The sequence below is a fragment of the Streptomyces sp. CB02366 genome (assembly GCF_001905905.1).
In the GTDB taxonomy this organism is placed as follows: Bacteria; Actinomycetota; Actinomycetes; order Streptomycetales; family Streptomycetaceae; genus Streptomyces.
In genome coordinates, this window is sequence record NZ_LIVT01000014.1 from 111,832 (window position 1) to 129,891 (window position 18,060).

At 69.4% G+C, this 18,060-nt stretch carries 15 protein-coding genes and 4 pseudogenes; 6 read left to right on the forward strand and 13 right to left on the reverse strand.

Annotated elements, in window-relative coordinates; translation table 11 throughout:
• Positions 1–181 precede the first annotated feature (181 nt).
• Together AMK24_RS28145 and AMK24_RS28150 are read left to right on the forward strand one after the other, a co-directional pair.
• Positions 182–1,603 (forward strand): amidohydrolase, encoded by a 1,422-nt coding sequence (locus AMK24_RS28145; protein ID WP_079190660.1) that lies wholly within the window; start codon positions 182–184, stop codon positions 1,601–1,603.
• On the forward strand, positions 1,600–1,872 hold the full coding sequence (locus AMK24_RS28150) for a hypothetical protein (protein ID WP_073771708.1): 273 nt from the start codon (positions 1,600–1,602) through the stop codon (positions 1,870–1,872). Before AMK24_RS28145 ends, AMK24_RS28150 begins: the two co-directional genes overlap by 4 nt.
• Before the next feature lie 44 nt (positions 1,873–1,916).
• Here AMK24_RS28150 and AMK24_RS28155 read toward each other — a convergent pair whose 3' ends face one another.
• The 7 genes and pseudogenes from AMK24_RS28155 to AMK24_RS34450 all read right to left on the reverse strand — a co-directional run bounded on the left by AMK24_RS28155 (position 1,917) and on the right by AMK24_RS34450 (position 11,722).
• The gene (locus AMK24_RS28155; protein ID WP_079190661.1) at positions 1,917–2,924 is read right to left on the reverse strand and encodes a helix-turn-helix transcriptional regulator; all 1,008 of its coding nucleotides are present in this window, start codon (positions 2,922–2,924) and stop codon (positions 1,917–1,919) included.
• 643 nt (positions 2,925–3,567) lie between these two features.
• Positions 3,568–3,651, reverse strand: a pseudogene (locus AMK24_RS33435) (IS5/IS1182 family transposase); the annotation flags it as partial.
• A 62-nt stretch (positions 3,652–3,713) separates the two neighbouring features.
• Positions 3,714–5,930, reverse strand: coding sequence for a SpoIIE family protein phosphatase (locus AMK24_RS28165; RefSeq protein WP_073771711.1), 2,217 nt, complete (start codon positions 5,928–5,930; stop codon positions 3,714–3,716).
• Positions 5,927–6,337, reverse strand: coding sequence for an STAS domain-containing protein (locus AMK24_RS28170; protein WP_073771712.1), 411 nt, complete (start codon positions 6,335–6,337; stop codon positions 5,927–5,929). The genes AMK24_RS28165 and AMK24_RS28170 overlap by 4 nt, the downstream gene beginning before the upstream one ends.
• Before the next feature lie 272 nt (positions 6,338–6,609).
• On the reverse strand, positions 6,610–6,891 hold the full coding sequence (locus AMK24_RS28175; RefSeq protein ID WP_073771713.1) for an STAS domain-containing protein: 282 nt from the start codon (positions 6,889–6,891) through the stop codon (positions 6,610–6,612).
• The gene (locus AMK24_RS28180) at positions 6,891–11,060 is read right to left on the reverse strand and encodes a SpoIIE family protein phosphatase (protein ID WP_073771714.1); all 4,170 of its coding nucleotides are present in this window, start codon (positions 11,058–11,060) and stop codon (positions 6,891–6,893) included. Before AMK24_RS28180 ends, AMK24_RS28175 begins: the two co-directional genes overlap by 1 nt.
• A gap of 446 nt (positions 11,061–11,506) precedes the next feature.
• On the reverse strand, positions 11,507–11,722 hold the full coding sequence (locus AMK24_RS34450; protein ID WP_206780349.1) for a hypothetical protein: 216 nt from the start codon (positions 11,720–11,722) through the stop codon (positions 11,507–11,509).
• A 37-nt stretch (positions 11,723–11,759) separates the two neighbouring features.
• On the opposite strand from AMK24_RS34450, the pseudogene AMK24_RS35480 reads away from it, so the two are divergent.
• Positions 11,760–11,889 (forward strand): annotated as a pseudogene (locus AMK24_RS35480) (IS6 family transposase); the annotation flags it as partial.
• 89 nt (positions 11,890–11,978) lie between these two features.
• On the forward strand, positions 11,979–12,566 hold the full coding sequence (locus AMK24_RS28190) for an ATP-binding protein (protein ID WP_338012706.1): 588 nt from the start codon (positions 11,979–11,981) through the stop codon (positions 12,564–12,566).
• Between the two features lie 237 nt (positions 12,567–12,803).
• Here AMK24_RS28190 and AMK24_RS28195 read toward each other — a convergent pair whose 3' ends face one another.
• The 4 genes and pseudogenes from AMK24_RS28195 to AMK24_RS28215 all read right to left on the reverse strand — a co-directional run bounded on the left by AMK24_RS28195 (position 12,804) and on the right by AMK24_RS28215 (position 15,820).
• Entirely contained in the window at positions 12,804–13,115 is a 312-nt protein-coding gene (locus tag AMK24_RS28195; protein WP_073771716.1) for a hypothetical protein, read from the reverse strand.
• Between the two features lie 338 nt (positions 13,116–13,453).
• On the reverse strand, positions 13,454–13,741 hold the full coding sequence (locus tag AMK24_RS28200) for an SH3 domain-containing protein (RefSeq protein WP_242435273.1): 288 nt from the start codon (positions 13,739–13,741) through the stop codon (positions 13,454–13,456).
• A 1,393-nt stretch (positions 13,742–15,134) separates the two neighbouring features.
• Positions 15,135–15,371: pseudogene (locus tag AMK24_RS28210) on the reverse strand (transposase family protein); the annotation flags it as partial.
• Between the two features lie 182 nt (positions 15,372–15,553).
• Complete coding sequence (locus AMK24_RS28215) at positions 15,554–15,820, reverse strand: hypothetical protein (protein WP_143203736.1); 267 nt, start codon at positions 15,818–15,820, stop codon at positions 15,554–15,556.
• 301 nt (positions 15,821–16,121) lie between these two features.
• Between AMK24_RS28215 and AMK24_RS28220 the strand changes: the two are divergent.
• A pseudogene (locus tag AMK24_RS28220) lies at positions 16,122–16,879 on the forward strand (transposase family protein).
• A gap of 115 nt (positions 16,880–16,994) precedes the next feature.
• Positions 16,995–17,198, forward strand: a complete 204-nt coding sequence (locus AMK24_RS28225; RefSeq protein WP_143203737.1) for a hypothetical protein — start codon at positions 16,995–16,997, stop codon at positions 17,196–17,198.
• Positions 17,199–17,341: 143 nt separating this feature from the next.
• Here AMK24_RS28225 and AMK24_RS35345 read toward each other — a convergent pair whose 3' ends face one another.
• Positions 17,342–17,560: a hypothetical protein gene (locus AMK24_RS35345; RefSeq protein ID WP_338012707.1), complete on the reverse strand. Its 219-nt coding sequence runs from the start codon at positions 17,558–17,560 to the stop codon at positions 17,342–17,344.
• Positions 17,561–17,563: 3 nt separating this feature from the next.
• Positions 17,564–17,893 carry a hypothetical protein gene (locus tag AMK24_RS35350; protein WP_338012708.1) on the reverse strand — a complete coding sequence of 110 codons (330 nt, stop codon included), beginning with the start codon at positions 17,891–17,893 and terminating at the stop codon, positions 17,564–17,566.
• Positions 17,894–18,060: the final 167 nt, after the last annotated feature.

The window sequence follows — 18,060 nt, forward strand, 5'->3', positions numbered from 1 at the left end:
GATCTCCCTGGTCTCGTGGGGGTCCGGCCGGCGGTTCCGGCCCGTCGCCCGGGTGCTGGACCCATTGCAGGGGCGGCCGCTGTCAGATCCGCCGCTCTTTCGCTGGCACCTCGCTGACACCCGGTGGCAGAGGGGCGGAGCGGCAGGTGACAGCCGTACGGAGCAGGCTCGTCGAGCAGAGATGAGGTGCGTGGTGGTCACAGCGGCGAGAGCGACGCGGAACGCGGACGACGACGGGCACACGGAGGGCGGAGCACCGGCGCGGGCGGACGGGCCCGCGGCGTACGCGGTGCGTGAGGGCACACCCCCGGCGGACTCACCTCGGCCGGGCGCGACTCCGGCCCGCGCGGGCCGGGCGGACGGCCCCCTGCCGCGCCCCGTCCTCCGCTCCGCCCTCGAGCTCTACCTCGACCTGCACGCCCACCCCGAACTCTCCGGCCACGAGCACCGCACCGCCGGCCGCCTCGCCGCCCGGCTCACCGCGCTGGGATGTACGGTCACCCGTTCCGTGGGCGGCGGCCACGGGGTCGTCGGGGTGCTGGACAACGGCCCGGGGCCGGTCGTGCTGCTGCGTACCGAACTGGACGCCCTGCCGGTGACCGAGGCGACCGGGCTCGCGTACGCCAGCACCGCCCCCGGGGTCATGCACGCCTGCGGCCACGATCTGCACATCGCCGCCCTCACCGGGGCGGTCGCGCTCCTCGCCGCCTCCCGGGACGCCTGGCGCGGCACGCTCCTCGTCGTCGGCCAGCCGGAGGAGGAGACCCTGAACGGGGCCCGGTCCCTGCTGGAGGAGGGCCGCCTGTACGAGCGGTTCGGCGTCCCCGACGCGGTCCTGGCGCAGCACGCCGCCCCACTCCCCGCCGGGGCCCTCGCCCATGCGCCGGCCGGCGGGCCGCCCCTGATGGCGGGGAGCGTCGCCGTCGAGGCGGTCCTCCACGGCCGGGGCGGTCACGCGGCCACCCCGCACCTCAACGTCGACCCGGTCCTGATGGCCGCCGCCACCGTGCTGCGCCTGCGGACCGCGGCGGCCGAAGCGACCGCCCCCGCCGAACAGGCGGTGCTCACCGTGGGCTCCGTACGGGCGGGCGAACGCGGCAACGTCACCCCGGACCGCGCCGAACTCTCCCTCACCGTCCGCGCGTTCACGGAGGGCGCGCTCGACCGGCTGACCGCCGCCGCCGAACGGGTCGTCCGGGCCGAGGCCGCCGCCTCCGGGGCCCCCCGCGCGCCCGGGTTCACCGTCACCGCCCGCTCGCCCGCCCTGGTCCCCGACCCGGAGCTGACCGCCCGCGTGCGCGGGGCCCACGAGCAACTGCTCGGCCCCGGCCGGGTGCTGGACCTCTCCGGCTCGCCGGCCACCGAGGACTTCCCGCATTTCGCGGCGGGCGGGGTCCCGGTGGCCTACTGGATGCTCGGCACCACCGGGGCGGGCCCCTGGCGGACCGCCCGCGCCGGAGGAGACCCCGTGCCGCCCAACCATGCCCCCGGTTTCGCCCCCGACGTCAGGGCCGCCCTGCCCGTCGGGATCGGAGCCCTGGCGGCGGCGGCCCGGCAGGTGCTGGCCTCCCGGCCCGCGGGGGGCAGGGGGACGGGCTCATGACCCCCGGCCGGGCCGTGCCCGCGGTGACCGACGTCGTCGTCGTACGCCGCGACCACGCCGCCCCCACCGGCTGGACCACCGTCGTACGGCTGCTGGGGCTCCTCCCCGGGGAATGGGTCTGCCACGTCGAGGCGGGCCGGGACCGGGTGGTGCTGCGGGTCGAGTTGACCGGGGCGACGGACGCGCCGTCGGTCCGGCGGGCGGTGTCCCGCGTCCTGGCGGACACGGCCCTGCACGGCTGGACTGAGGAGCGCCGGGAGAGCCCGTAGGGAGTGCCCGGTGGGCCCCTGCCGGCCCCGCCCCCCCCGGGGCCTCAGATCCAGCCGCGTTCGCGGGCCAGCAGGGCGGCCTGCGCCCGGCTGGCCGCCCCGAGCGTCTGCATCAGGTCGGCGACGTGCCGCCGGTAGGTCCGCACCGACACCCCCAGCTCCCGCGCGCCCGCCTCGTCCTTGCCCGCCGTGCACATCGACACGAGCACCCGCCGCTCGATCCCGGAGGGCGCGGGGGCCGCGGATTCCTCGCCGCCCCTGGCCGGGCCGCCCGCCCGCGCGAGATCGTCCGCCTGGTCCCAGATTCGTTCGAACAGCGAGACGATGTTGGAGACCAGGCCGCTGCGGTGGGCGAGGAGCGCGCCCCGCGAGGTGTCGCGCGGGTCCAGCGGGACGAGCGCCGTCCGGCGGTCGTAGACGAGCAGCCGCTCCGTGGTGTCCGCCGTCACCCGGATCGCCGCCCCGTGCTCGGCCAGCTCCCGCAGATAGGCGGCGGTCGGCGGGTCCTGGAGCGCCACGCTGGAGACGACGTTGCGGATCCGCACCCCGCGCCGCAGACAGCGCAGGTCCAGCGGGCGGGACCGGGCGATGTTCTCGGCCGACAGCCGGGTGTACGGCTCCACGGAGAGGATCTCGTCCCGGGCGAAGAAGGCGAGGTCGTCGATCCGGTCGCGGATCTGGGCGAGCCCCTCCAACTGCTCGATGCCCTGCGGCGGCGGCGTACCGGCCCCCTGCTCCGCGCGTAGACCATCAATGACGTGCCGTGATCGGGTGACGCGCTGCAGCTCCTGGTGGAGCGCGTGGAGTCGGATGTCCACCAGCCGGGCGAGGGCGACCTCGGGGTCCGCGGGGAAGATGCGACGCTCCGTGTCCTCGGCGTGCAGCAGGCCCAGTTCCTGGAGGCGGGCGATCCCCGCGCGGGTCTCCCGGGGCCGGGAGCCCAGCAGGAGGTGGAGGCCGTCGGCGCGGGTGCCGGGGTTGCGCAGGAAGTGCCGGTAGAGCTCCTCCTCGGCCTCCGGAACCCCGAAGACAGACATCTCGTTCTCGTCCACGTACGCCCCCGATGCCTGGTGCCGTGGGGCCGTGCGCCGAGGGGGATCGCCCCACGCCGCCCGCCCCGTCCGCTGCCCGCTCCGCCCGTGCCGTCGACTGTGCCCGGTTCCGCCCGGTGCGACGCGCGGGGCGGCGCACCTGCCGCCCGCACGCGCGCAGGCCCGTGTAATGGTCGGGCAAAGACTAGACGCTGGCGCCCCTCCTGTGAGGGCCCCGGACACAACTGTGTGCGATCCGGAGATGAACGGGGTGCGACGGCCGACGAGCGGCCGTGTCGGCGCGACGGACGGCGGCGTGCGGCCGGGGTACGGGGCCGAAGCGGGCGTGGACCGGGCGGCGAGCCCGGCGATACGGGCGGACGGCCGGCCGCCCCCCGTTGCGGGCGCGGCTGTCACTCCCCGGCCGTGCCCGGGAGATCACCCCGGCCCGTCTCACGTGTCGGGGCCCTTCGCGTTGCTCGCCCGCCGGCAGCAGCCTGCTGCCGGTACCCCTTGATCACCCGGACGGAAACCTCATGAGTCTGCACGGTCTGCTGGACGTCCTCGTCACCGGCCCGGCCGGCCGCCGTCAAGGAGCCCTCGTCGGGCGCGACGATCACCGAGCGCGGCGTCATCCCCGGCACGACGGCGCAACTGAGCGTTCTCAGCGTTGCCTCTCCAGGGTGAGGACGGCTTTGGGGATGAGGGTCATACGGTTGGGGCTGATGCGGGATCCTCGGAAGATCTGCCCTCTCCGGCACGATCCATTCCAAGATCATCCCATGCCGGACAGAGAACGTGGCAACGTCCTCAGCCGGGATCGGTGGCGGTGAGGACGAGGATGGCCTGGTCGTCGTCGATGCCGTGGTCGCCGGTGAAGGCGTACACGGCCTCGGTGACGGCGTTGATCAGGTGCTGCGGGGTGGGTCTGTCCGGTGTGCCGGTCAGGGCATCGGCGAGGCGTTGATCACCGAAGAATTCGTCGTCGTGGCGGCGTGCTTCGGTGATGCCGTCGGTGTAGAGCACCAGGCTCTCGTTGGGGCGCAGATGGAGGCTGCGAGGTTCGAGGTGGATGTCGGGTCCGATGCCCAGCAGAAGGCCGGGTGCGTCAACGGCGCGAACGGTGTGGTGGTTGTCCACGTGGAGGGGGAGGGTGTGGCCGGCGCGGACGAGTTCGATGGCGAGACCCGTGGAGGTGGGGGCGAGTTGTCCGTAGACAAGGGTGACGAAGCCGGTGCCGTGTCCGGCGGGCCGATTGATCAGAGCTTGGTTGACCGCTTTGACAACGGCCTCGGGGCCCGGGACGAGAGGGGCGACGGCGCGGGCAGTGTGGCGGACCAGGGCGGTGGTGGTGGCGGCGATGGCGCCCCGCCCGCAGACGTCGCCGAGCATGAACGCCCACCGGTCCCCCTCCAGGGGAAAGACGTCATAGAAGTCACCACCGATGTCGAGTCCCTCACCGGCGGGGTGGTAGTAGGTGGCCACTTCCGCACCGGATACCTGTGGCAGGTCGGGCAGGAGGAGCCCAGCCTGCAGGTCGCGGGCGAGAGCGGTGCGGTGGGTGTACTGGCGGGCGTTACGCGCAGCCAGGGCGGCACGGGCAACAAGCTCTTCGGCCAGGGCGATGGTGTGCCCGTCGAAAACGTGGTCACCGGTGGACAGCAGCGTCACGGTGCCGAACGCGTTGCCACGGTCGAGGAGGGGGATGCACAGGTAGCCGGTGAGTCCGAGGTCCTGCCAGGGAGCTGGGCCGGTGGGAGCGCGGCGGGCGACCTCGGTCACGCCGGAGGCCAGGACGCGGGTGATGGTGTCGTCGGCATCGTAGGCAGGAGTGGGGGAGTCGAGCAGGTCCTGCTGCCTTTGGGTGGGGGCGGTGGCGGCCACGCGGTGCACCCGGCCGCCCTCGATGACGTCGACCACGCACAGAGGCGCCAGACGCGGGGTGCAAGCGTCGGCCAAGCGTCTGAGGGTGTGGACGGCGTCGAGGTCGGCGCTCAGGGTGGTGCTGGCGTGCAGGAGGTAGGCCAGGTCGTCGCGGGCGGCCTTCTCACGGACCTTGGCCGCCCAGTAGGTCTGTTCGGCCTGGTGGCGTTCGATGGCCAGGGCGGCGGTGTCGGCGAAGATCTGGGCGAGCGCGAGGTCGGCGTCCTGCGGCGAGCGCGGGACGCGGTGGTACATCGCGAAGGTGCCCAGCAGTGAGCCGTCGCCCGCCAGGATCGGGGTGGACCAGCAGGCGGCCAGGCCGGCCTTGTCCGCAAGGTCGCGGTAGTCGTCCCAGAAGGGGTCCGTGGCGATGTCGGTGACGATCACCGGTCTACGGCGGTGCGCGGCGGTGCCGCAGGATCCCACGCCTTCCCCGGTGGCGATGCCGTCGATGGCCTGGTTGTAGAAGTCGGGCAGGCTCGGTGCGGCGCCGTGGCGCAGATGCCGGCCGTCGGCGTCGGCGAGCAGGACGGACACCAGCACTTCCTCGGGCGCCAGGTCCTGGATCGTGCGGGCCATGCCTTCGAGCACTTCGGAGAGGGGGGCCTGGCGGGCTATCTGCTCCAGCAGTGCCCTGTGCTCGGCCGTCAGTCGCTGCGCGTGCTTGACCTGGGTGGTCTCCACCCCGATCATGCGTACACCCATGACATTGCCGCCGGCGTCCAGGCGGGGTTCGTAGGTGAAGTCGAAGAACGCCTCACGGGCTTTCGCGCCTTCGCCCAGCACGACGCGGGCGTCGCGGCCGGTGTAGGCCTCAGCCGTGCGGTAGACCCGGTCCAACAAGGTGATGAAACCCTGTTCGGCGAGCTCCGGCATCAGCTGCCCCAGTGGTACGCCGGTGCGGGTGCGCTCGAGCCCGCCGATCGCGGTGAAGAACGCCGGATTCGCCGCCTCCAGCATGTGTGCCGGGCCCGCCATAGAGGCGAAGACCGCCATCGATTGCCCGAACAGCGCCCGCAGATCATGATCCGTGTCTGTGTCAGCAGTACGTACCGCGGGTGCCTGGGCGGACGGGTAGGCCTGCTGGTCCGGTATGCCCGTCATCTGTCGTGCTCCTCGCCGGTCCCTGCTCCGGGGTCGGCGAGGAGCACGACGGTACCGAGAGCAGCCCTGTGCATGTTGAGGGCCTCCTCGGTGTCGGTATGCAGGCAGAAGATCTGGTTCAACCCGGTCAGCACGAACAGGCGGTCGAGGAAGGCGGGCACCCCCGCCAGGCACAGGTCCTTGCTCTGCGCGGCCTGCTGGTTGTGCAGCTTCAGCAGTGCGCTGATGCCGGTGGAGTCGCAGTACGTGAGGTGGGAGCAGTCGACCACAACCGTCCCTGCTTCTCGCCCCGTGGCCAGTTCCGTTTCCTTGGCCTCGTACAGCTGCACCACGCTGTGGAAGTCGAGATCCCCGCGCAGAGCGAATACGACTGCCCGCGTGTCCCGCCTGACGTCTACCGCGAACACTCTCGGTTTCCTCCGTCTAGGATTCTCAGTGATGCCCATGGTAAGGAGCCGCTTTCACCATGTGGAATGCGGGCTGGTCAGGTTCACCCCGCCCGGGTGATCTCACTACCCCAAACCTCATTGAACAAGATGAAATCGGGTGCAATTTTTGGGTGTTCGGTACAGCATGCCAGCCGATCCTCCATTTACCCCGGCGCTGTGGGAGCCTGTCCCGCCTCGGGCAGGAACAATCACGTCCTGAGGCGAGGCAGGCTTCCACGTCAGGGAAATCCTCAGTGGCGCGTGGTGAGATCGGTCAGTCCGGAGATGGTCAGGACGGGGGTCAGGAGCGGGCCTGCGATGATTTCGAGGCGGTCGGCATGGGAGAACAAGACGCTCAGGCCAGCGCTGTCGAGGTACTCGACCTCGGTCAGATCCAGGACGAGGGGGCCGGGTGTGTCGTCGAGCGCGGTCGCCAGGCTTCCCGTGTTGCTCATGTCGATCTCGCCGGCCACGGTCAGCACGGCCGTTCCGTCCGGCCGCCGACCGGGCGTCAGGGTCAGGGGCGTAGTCATCAGGCGATCCTCGTATGCATGTCGACGGTGGTTCCGGCCGGGCTTTGAGTGACAGTGACCTGCTGCATCAGGGCCCGCATCAGCCCCATGCCTCGGCCGCGGTGTGCGTTGCGCTCGGGCTGCGGCACTTTCCACCGGCCGGTGTCCGCAATGATCAGGCGCAGGTTGCCGACGGACGCCTCGGCACGGAAGTAGACGGTGTCGCCCGGAGCGTCACGGTGCCCGTGCTCGATGGCATTGGCGCACGCTTCACCCGCCGCCACAAGGACGTTCTGCACGGTGCCTGGCGGCAGGTCGCACTGGTCGAGCCAGCCGCGCAGGGCCTTGCGGACGGGAGCGAGCTGTCCCGATTCCGCTGGGAAGGACATCTCCAGCGGAGCCGGATGCCGGTAGAGCAGCAGGGCGACGTCGTCGTCGTAGCCGCCGGCGGGCGCCAGGCGTGACATGACGTCGGTGGCGAGGTCGTCGATCGCGGTGTCCCGGCCGGCTTGCAGGGCCTCGCCCGCCTGGTCGATTCCTGTGCTGAGCGGGCGGCGGCGACGTTCGACGAGTCCGTCGGTGTACAGCAGCAGAGTGGAGCGAGCCGAGATGGTGCAGCTTCCCTCGGGGCGCGGGTTGCCCGGACGGACAGCCAGCGGCAGCGAGCGCCCGCCCTCCAGGAGCTGGATGGAGCCGTCGGGCTGGACGAGGATGCCGGGCGGGTGCCCGGCGCTCGAGTAGGTGAGCTGACCGGTTTCGGTGTCGAGGACCCCGCAGAAGACAGTGGTGCACACCGCGCCGGGGACACCGGCGGCGAACTGGTCCAGGGCCATGAGCGCCTGGGCCGGGCCGGCGTCCTGGAGCAGTAGAGCGCGACAGGCGCTGCGCAACTGGCCCATGACGCTGGCGGCTTCCAGGCCGCGGCCGACACAGTCGCCGACGACGATGCCGATGCGGCCGTCGGGCAGGGCGATGGTGTCGTACCAGTCGCCGCCGACTTCCAGGGGCCGGGTGGCCGGCTCGTAGCGGACGGCGAAGCCATCGGGCAGACGGGAGGGGCCGAGGATGGCTCGCTGCAAGGCGATGGCGGTCTCGCGCTGCTGGTCGATCTGGTGCGCGCGGACCAGGCCCTGGGCGATGTGGCCGGCCAGGAGGGACAGCAGGAGCTGGTCCTCACCGGTAAAGGGACGCTGCTCGCCCAAATCGACCCACAACACCATGACGCCTTCCGGGTGTTCCAGGACAACGGTAGCCTCGCCCTGGCCCGGAACGGTGCTGAGCGCCGGCTGTTCACGGAGGCCGGAGAGCGCCTTACGGCGTTCGGCGGGCAGTTCCTGCCAGGTGAGGGAGGTGTCGGTGCAGGCGAGGGCGGGTGCGTCACCGGTACCGAAGACCACGGCCGTCACCTGCCGGGCGCGCCACAGTCTCTTCAGTTCCTCAAGGGAGCCGTCGACGGCTTCGGGCAGGCTGGGGGCCTGGGACAGACGTGTGCTCAAGGCGGCCAGCGCGGTTTCGCGCTGGATGGCGAAGTGCTCGGCGCTCACGTCGCGGAAGGTTCCGACGATCACGGTGCGGTCGGTATCGGGGTCCTGGACCTGGTTGAACGTGGCCGTCACCCACAGGCGGTGCCCGTCACGGTGGGTGAGGGGAATGGTGTAGCTGCCGCGCTCCTGGCCGGTCAGGGTCGTGAAAGCCTCGGCGACTTGACGGTGGGCTTCGGGGTCGGTGGCCTCGTCCGGCCACCAGGGGTGGATCGGCTGGTAGGGCAGGTCTTCGGGGCCGTAGCCGAGGATGGTGGTGAAGGAGGTGTTGATCTCGATGACCGCGCCGTCCTCGTCACAGACGAAGAAGGCTTCCTGGAGCGAGTCGATTAGAGCGGCGCGCCAACGAGCGTGGTGGTTGCGCAGCCGGGCCAGCTTCAGGTTGGCCTCGACACGGGCGAGGAGTTCGGCGGCGGCGAACGGCTTGACGAGGTAGTCGTCCGCGCCGGCCCGCAGACCCTCGATGGACGCCTCCTGTCCGGCGCGGGCGGACAGCAGGACCACCGGTACCGAAGCGGTGCTCTGGTCTGCGCGCAGCGCGCTGACCAGGGACAGTCCGTTCAGACGGGGCATCATGACGTCGCTGACCACGAGGTCGGGAACGTCGATCCGGATGGTGTCGAGGGCCTGCTGCCCGTCATTGACCGCGTGGACCTGGTAGCCGGCACCGCGCAGGAGCCGGGTCAGATACTCGCGCATGTCGGCGTTGTCGTCGGCGATCAGTACTCGCGCCGGGACCGGCAGACGGTTCGCCTGTACCTTGTCGTCGGCCTGAGGGACGCCGCACGGTTCGTCGGCCGCCGGGCCGGTCTCCTCGCCCGGCAGCCAGCGCAGGGCTTCCTGGACGAAGGGGTCGGCTGTGGCGGGGGACGCCTCGGTGTCCGCCTTCGTGCGGATGGCGTCGGCGGGCAGGTGGGCGCAGCCGAAGGGCAGCCGGATGGTGAAGCGGGTTCCCTCCCCCGCGGCGGAGGAGGCGGTGATGGTGCCGCCGTGCAGGCCCACCAGTTCCTTCACCAGAGCCAGGCCGATACCGCTGCCCTCATTGGAGCGGGACCGTGCGTTCTCGATGCGGTGGAACCGTTCGAACAGGCGCGGCATCTCCTCGGCCGCCACGCCGACCCCGGTGTCCGCGACCGTCACCACGGCCTCACCGTCCTGGACGCCCACACCGACGCGGATCGCGCCGTCGAAGGTGAACTTCAGCGCGTTGCTGAGCAGGTTGAGGACCACCTTCTCCCACATGCTGCGGTCGACATACACCGCCTCGGGCAGGGGTTCGCACTCAACGTGGAAGTCCAGCCCCGCGTGTTCGACGGCGGAGCGGAACACGCTCGCCAGCGCACTGGTCACCGTGGCCAGGTCTACCGGTTCATAGCTCGCCTGCATCCGGCCCGCCTCGATGCGGGAGAAGTCCAGAAGCATGTTGACCAGCTTGCCCAGCCGCAGCCCGTTGCGGTGGACGGCCTCAAGTTCCTCGCGCAGGCGCGGCTCTGCGTCGGCGAGCTGCTGCCGAAGCTCCTGGACCGGCCCCATGATCAGGGTCAGGGGAGTGCGGAACTCGTGGCTGATGTTGGAGAAGAACGTCGTCTTGGCCCGGTCCAGTTCCGCGAGCTCCTCGGCGCGGCGCTGCTGTGCCTGGTAGCTGCGGGCGCTGGCGACTCCCGTGGCCACGTGACCAGCGACCAGCTCGACGAAACCGCGGTAGCCCTCGTCCAGGACGCGGTAACGGTTCAGGCCCGCCACCATGAACCCGTACGGTGTCCCGCCCTGCTGGAGCAGGGGGACGACAAGGGCCTGGGCGGGCGTCTCTTCCCACGCCCCGGAGGACAGGCCGATGGACGGCTCGCCGTCGAGGGACACCAGCACGGACTCGCCGCGCATCAGGGCATCGGTCGACCAGGGCGAGGTGGAGCCTGCGGGGATGATCTCCCCTGCCGCCGGGTCGGTGGACACGAGCCCGGTGGCCGAGGCGAGACGAGCGTTGCCATCGTCCTGGAAGAGGTAGGTCAGGGTGAAGGGGAGGTCATACGGGTTGCGGCCGAGTTGCTCGGCGGCGAAGTCGAGCATCTCCTGCTCGGTACGCACCACGCTGGGATCGGATCCCAGATCGCGCAGAGTCGCCATTCGGCGCTCCCCGATGACCCGCTCCGTGTCCTCGCTGACCACGCACAGCATGCCCACCACGACACCGTCGTCATCGCGCAGGGGACTGTAGGAGAAGGTGTGGTAGCTCTCCTCGAGGTAGCCGGAGCGCTGCAGGAACAACAGCAGCCCTTCGTCCCATGTCGCCTCGCCACTGGTCAGGACGGTGTCGATGCGCGGACCGATGTCGCCCCAGATCTCCGACCAGACCACGCTGGAGGGCCGGCCCAGCGCCCAGGGGTACTTCTGTCCCAGCGTGTCGCGCCGGTATGCCTCGTTGCAGAAGAACGTAAGCTCCGGCCCCCAGGCCATCCACATGGCGAACTTCGACGACAGCAGGATGCTCACGGCGGTCCGCAGACTCTGCGGCCAGTCCTGCGGCTCTCCCAGCGGCGTCGCCGACCAGTCCACCCGGGCCAACTCCTGCCCGATCTTCCTGTCGGCGGTGAACACCTCGTCCATGGCTGCTGACGGGATGGTGAGCTCACCGTCCTCCGAGCGCGTCACAGCAGACACCCTTCCACTTGCCTCAGCCCCTTACGTACGAAGCACCGCCCGAGACCGCTCCATAGCATCACTGAACAGCGAACACCCCGGACCCGGTACCCCGCAGAAATCGTCGAGGGCGTTCACACCACCCGAAGACCCACCGGCGCAATTAGTAGGATAAGACAGCTGCGCCCAGGGTTATGGCGTGGGAGCCCGCACCGCGACGGGATGGTGATTACTGAGACCTGTCACCACGACGCGCCCGGCAACCGGGCAGCAGCGAGTTTGGACAGGCCCGGTGCGTGCACGATTTCGGCGAAGAGGCGGCCTCGGCCACCCACTCCTCCGATACCGCTTGGGCGACCTGCCGGCCCGACCAGGTCTGCTTCACGGGGGCGTGGGAACGGCCACGCATCGGCCCTTCCCGTTACGTGCGCCCCGCGCCCTCACCACGGCGACAGGCCTCAAACCGGAGCCGTCAGTTGCCTCGTACGACCACCGCTACACTGCCCCCCCGGCCGCTCGTCCCGGTATTGCGCGACCTGGAACGGTGCGAAGACGTCCTTACCCGCCTCGTGGGTGACGACGAGCAGCAACTCCACGTCGCGTGGCGTTGTCACGTTTGCTGGCCGGCCTGGGATGACCTGGGGGTTGACCGTGCCGGTGAGGGTTCCGCTCATGTCGTCCGCACCGTCCTGGTAAAAGGGGCACCGGTACCTGGTGGAGATCATCTCCCACTGCGCGCGGCTGTGCCACCGCTTCCCCCCCCAACTTCCGCGAGGCCGAGGAACTGACGCCCGAGCGCGTCGTCATCTCCCACGAGACGATCCGCTGCTGGTGCGCGGAAGTACGGACTGACCACTCACACCGACTCGACTGCCTGGCCGGAATCACGTTGGGCGCGCACGTCGTACGCGGGAGAACATCGGCGATACGGTGGTCGCCCGCGCGATGATGTGTATCCACGGCGGCGCCGGCTTCGGCAAGACGCTCGCGGTCAACACCTGCTTGCGTGAACTCGAACCCGGCGAGGATGTCCGCCGGGTCACCTTCCGGGCCCGTCCCACCGCCCGGGCGGTGCGCTACGAGCTGTTCACCGCGCTCGACCTGGCCGGCGAGCTGCCGCGCCACCCCAGCGAATTCGACCGTCTGCTGAAAACCGCTCTGGCCGAACGCCTCCGTACCTTCCTCGTCGACGAGGCTCAGTGGCTCAACGGGGAGGCATTCGAGTGCTTCCGCTACCTGTGGGAGGAACCCTCCACCCAGCTCGCGATCATCTTCGTCGGCGGTGAGGGCTGCCACACCGTGCTGCGCTGTGAGCCGATGCTCTCCTCCCAGGAGAAGCATCCGTCTCGGTGCGGGGATTGCGACCTGCAATTCGAGCCGGACCTGGACCAGATGTGGGGTGTGAGCCGTCGGCAGGAGAAGCACGACCAGGAGCAGGAGCAGGAGCAGGAGCAGGAGCAGGACCAGGCCGAGCCCAGGTCCAAGTCCGGCGGATGGTTCTCACGCCTGCACTCCTGACCGGGGTGGGCGGCTTGACCGGAGCCGTAAGCGAAACGCCCCCTGAAACAGGAGGGTGAAACGAAGCACCGCGTTTCACTCTGACCTGCAGGAACGCCTGCAAGGGCGAGCGGAGCGGGTGCGTTTCACTCCGCGTTTCAGTGGCCGTGCCCGCGTGCGGCTGACGACGACGGGGCGGGCCCCGGACCAAAAGGTCCGGGGCCCGGCTTGGTGGGGGAGCTGGGCCAGTAGATCTACTCAGCGAAACTCGAGGTACATGCTGTGTGCCCTGTGGTCGACGCCGAGGTCGCGACAGTCGGCGGTGACAGTGTTGCCGGGGCGCACCCAGCCTGTTGTGAAGTACGGGTCGGGGCTCCACCGGTGGTCACAACGGCCCCTCAACCGGAACTCGCCGGTGCCGGTGGCGCAGTGGCCGTGGCCGAAACGCTGATTGTTGCCGGAGGCCCAGGTGGTGCAGTTCCCAGGGGCCGCCTGCGCTGTGCCGCCTGTGGCACACAGCAAACCGCCCGCGAGCACCGTGGCACTCGTCACCAACGCAATCTTCTTCATCGTCTCCCGATTCCTCATGCGTGATAAACCATGGCAGTCGTAAGAAATCATTTGCCGACTCTCTTTCCAGTGGATATGAGTCGAAGTTTGGCACATGCCTCTTCATTCGCCGGGCAGCGCAGAATCTGCGGCCGGGCCCGGTCGGTCTTTCCCGCAGTCTCCTGCGGGTCGGACCGACCGGCTGTGCTGGAGGCGGCCGACCGGCATGGTGCCGGAGACGGCGCCCCCGCTCCTGGTGGCGGCGATGTGCGTGGGGGCAGCGGCGCGGTCCTGGCCAGGCCTTGAAGGACGCCTTGGTCCATGACCGACCGTTGTCCCGTCGACGGTGGACTGACCGGTCAGAGGGGGCAGTGGACGCTGCTGCCGTTGTCCCGGAGGAGGTCGTCGCGCATCCAGCCGGAGTAGCCCGTGGACAGGTTGCGCGCGTAGGTCCAGGTGGCTCCGTCCTGGTCGAGGGTCCAGCAGTGGTAGTTGATCGTGTGGCTCAGGTGTGCCAGTCCTCGGCTGGCACACGAAGTGCTGGAGCCGGCACGCATGTTGACGCCGTTTGCTTTGTTGGTTCCCTGGACGGGGTCCAGGTCGGGCGGGGTGCTGCCGCATGGGTAGTGCGCAGGGGCGGCTGCCACGGAGCTGGTCAGTGCCAATGGGCTTAAGAGGGCAACCGCCGCGGCGAGCGGCAGGAGACGTGCGGTGAGGGGCATCATGATTTGCTTCTCCCGGATCGGCGTGATGTCTGATCGGGTCTATGGCACCCGGTCATGGAGATGATGGGCCGATGCCTTCCGGGCTCTCAACGCCTTAAGCGGTGCCTTAAACCCCCTCTTGGTTGAATCGCTGAGCTTTCAGCAAAGCGCTTCCCAAGGGCGTGATGAGGTGAAGAGCGAACCCGCCGCGGCGAGTGGTGGTGATGAGTGCTGTGTCCCGGAGTACCCGGGCATGCTGGCTAGCTGCCGCGGCCGAAACCCCGAGCCGCTGGGCCATTTCCGTCGTGGTGCAGCCTCGGGTGGTGGCCAAGAGGGCTGCGGCTCTGGTTCGGCCGACGAGGGAGGCCATGCCCGGATCAGCACCGCCGTCGAGGGCGGTAACGCCGTCATCGGCCAGCGGCTCACGAAGGGCGGGGACAAGCAGCCTGGGCGGCCGGGCGGTGTCGAGCGGATCCCACAGGAAGCTCACCCCGTGAGGGGAGAAGACCACCGGCGTTATGTCCAGACCCCGGCCCCGTAAACGGACTTCCGTTCGGCGCGGATAAGGCGCCTCCAGCACCGGCGGGCACCACCGCACCCCCGGAACCATGAGCGATCTCAGCAGTAGATCCACACCTCCCTCGACCACGAGATCCGCGTAATGGGCCGACAGGCGCGACCAGAGCGGACCTTCCCCGGCCCCAGAAGGGCTTCACCGCCAGCCGGTGCCAGGTGCCCAAGGCGTCGGCGAGCTCCTGCAGGGCTTCGCGTTCCCCATCACGCAGTCGCCGCGCCCAGGGCACGTGCTCGGGCCGGAAGTCGATACCGTCAAACTCCCTCCTCAGCCGCGGACCGGTGGTGGACAGCAAATTGTCCATGGCCTGGCCCATATCTGGCGGATCACCCGTCAGCGCCAGTGGATCGAGGCCCGGACCGCGCACCGGGAGCAGCGACGTGAGCGCGCGTGAGTGCGGTCCCAGCCGACCGGCTACGGACAGCCGCCAGGTGTCGAGCAAAGAAGAGTTGCGGGAATTCCTCAGCATTTCCAAACTGTGGTAGGTCTCTGCCGCCACGCCGATGGTTGCGGCGACCCGGGTCCGCCTCAGATCCTCTGACGTGAAGTGGATGCGTAACACAGCAGTGCCTTCCCACAGCGGTGATCAGCCGAGGCCGGCCCCTCGTCGTCGTCATCCACCGTCGTCGATCCCATATCTGACGGTCCCATGTCGTGCCCACCGCCGTCCGGGGAATGCACCACGTCCACTCTGCTGCCCCGCGTCACCGGTCGCTGATGGCCGGCGGAGCCACCGTTTGCAGTGAGCCTTTTCCATCTTGATCAGGTGGTGAGTTCGAGGGCGACGACGGCCCGGACGACGGCGGTGATCCGCGTGGTGCTGCAGCGGAGCTTCCGCAGGAGCCGCCAGGAGTTGAAGGTTGCCATGGCGCGTTCTCTGAGGCTGCGGATCTTGGCGTGATCGCGGTTGCGACGACGACGCCAGCCGCGCAGGTTCTTGCCCCGGATCGGGACGCGGACAGCAGGACCCGCGCCCTGATATGCCTTGTCGGCCCAGCACTTGATGTCGTCTGCGGCGAGAGCGGCGGGAGTGCCGTGAACCCGCGCTACGGTCAGTCTGGGTTTCCCACGCCGCCAACCACGGGCTCTGACCAGCATCCTCTTCCTTCGCGTTTACCGTGTTCAGGGCCGTATGCGGTACGCGTGAAGACTCGCACGTCGCCCGCTCTCGCCCTGGCCCTTCAGAAGAGGTCGTCCAGCGGCCCGGCCAGGGATCCCCATGCGGACGTTGGGTCCCGGTCGGCGTCCCTGTCCTTCTTGCGGTTGATCGGGAACATCAGCTGCGAGCTGAGGAGTACCAGTCCAAGACCTCCCGCACACAGTCCCGCACGAGCCCACCACATGCTGCCCGTCCAGTCCTGGGGCGGTCCGATGATGGCCCACACGGCCAGGGACATGCCGACGAGCAGAACAACCACCGCACTGATGCGACGCAAATCGATCTTCATGTGGTGATGATCGCACCAACGAGTTGGTGCGTGATAGCGGGTGGACATGCTCTGCGAATGAGGGATACGACTGATCGTTCCGTTTGGTGCCTCCATTGCTCACTGGCAGCTCGGCAGCTCATCTGGCCCCGCTGGTAGCTGAGTGGCCAGGCCGTGGGTGGTCAGCGTTGAGCGCCATCGATTCCATGCACCTCGTCCAACCTGCCGGGAGGCTGGGTCGGCAGCCCAGCGGTGGGCATGAAGGAAGCTCCTGGTAGACGGGTTCACGACCAAGATCACCCGTGTTCGCCAGGAGCTTCGTGTGCTTGTCTACCCGTCGTCGATCGATATGTCCACCCGCACCCTGCGGTTCCTGACCGGGCAACTGACAGCCAGGCGGAGGGAGATCGGCACGCGGTGGCGGCGGCTTCCCGCAGCGCGGCAGGCTCTGCTGGCCCTGGCCCACCTGCGGCGCGGTGACACCTACGCACAGCTCGCGGCCGGTTTCGGCGTCGGGATCGCGACCACCTTCCGCTACATACGCGAAGCCGTCGACATCCTGGCCACCTCGCCCCGTCCCTGGCCGAGGCGATGAAGGCGATCCGGGCGAAGGCGTTCGTCATCCTCGACGGCACCCTGCTGCCGATCGACCGGATTGCCGCCGACACCCCGTACTACTCCGGGAAACACAAACGCCACGGCATGAACGTCCAGGTCCTCACCGACCCGTTCGGCCGACTGCTCTGGGCCTCGCCCGCGCTGCCTGGCTCCACTCACGACCTCACCGCCGCGCGACAGCACGGGATCATCGAAGCCCTCGCTGAAGCGGAACTCAAATGCTGGGCTGACAAGGCGTATCAAGGTGCTGGCGGAACCGTCCGAGTCCCGTTTCGGAGCCGCCGTCTCAAGCGATGGAAGCGCCGTCACAACACCACCCACGCCAAGATCCGCTGCCTCGGCGAGCAAGCCATGGCTACCCTCAAGGGCTGGCGGCTCCTGCGGAAGCTCCGCTGCAGCACCAACCGCATCACCGACGTGGTGAAGGCCGTCCTCGTCCTTCACCACCACGCGTCAGCCTGAGGTTGGAAAGAGCTCACTGGCGCGGTGCGCGCCGCGGTGGGCGGTGCAGAAGAGAACGGACCTCAAGGTGTCCCGATGGACTGTGCTTGCCATACCCGTCGACGGTGTCAGCGAGATGGATCGAGACGCACGTACGCTCGCGGAATTCGACGGCAGCGCGGAGGAAGCCGAATCGGCCCTGCTGCAGGCGGCGAGCACGTACGAGCACAAGCTCTCCAAGGTGAACCGACGAGAGATCTTCAGGTGCTCCAGCCGGTCCTACTTCCTCCGCATCCACGGCCGAATGGGCTACGTACGGGCTTCTGCTGCAGCTCGCTGAGCTGGTCGACGACACCGCGGAGCCCACCAGCCCGTCTCCCGCCTGAGAACGATCCACCACAGAAGTTGTGCCAGAACCTGAGAACGGGAGGCACCATGTCGTCCGGCCTCCTTGGGGTCGCCGCGCTCCGTCCATGCCTCCGTTCACGGCCCTTCCTCCAACCGTTGGATCGTCCTCCAGCGCGGGGCGTCGTCATCAGGAATGTCCGGGGACGCGAAGTGGAAGGGCACGCGAAGGCGGTCGGCGAGCGCCCGGCCGGCCTCGGCGGCGACAACACCAGGAGGAGGGCCGTCGGATCGGTGGTAGACAGTCGCCAGGTGGCCCTCCCCATCCGGGGCGTCCAGCACCGCGACCAGGAGCACGAATCAGTCGTGCACTGTATCGCCGTCCCAGAGTGCCTCCACCGCCGTCACACGGCCTGGGAGAGCCGCGGCGCGGGCTGCGAGCGAGTGGAGATCCAGCGGATCAAGCGGCGTGCGCTGCCCACGGTGGCCCAGAGTCTCGTATCGCGCGTGGACCACCCGCTCGGCTTCGTGCAGGCCAAACCCCAGCGGGCGCAGCGCCTCCCAGACGGACCTGACCGCCGACAGTCGGCGATCGCGCAGCACGTCGGCATCGACCTCTCGACGGATCCGTTCCTCCAGATAGACCCACCAGCCGCTCACCGGGCCACCAACCGGGATCTCAGGGTGCACGTCATGGGTTCGAACGTACGCCAGGACTCGGTGCCCACCCCGGCCGCCCTGGTGCTGTCGAATCTCGTGAACATTCCGCCTTGGTTCTCGTAGGCTTCCCGCCTCCCAAATCGGTGTCAAAGAGCTGTCCAAGCCCGTGAACAAATCCAGCCGACCAATAATTAGAA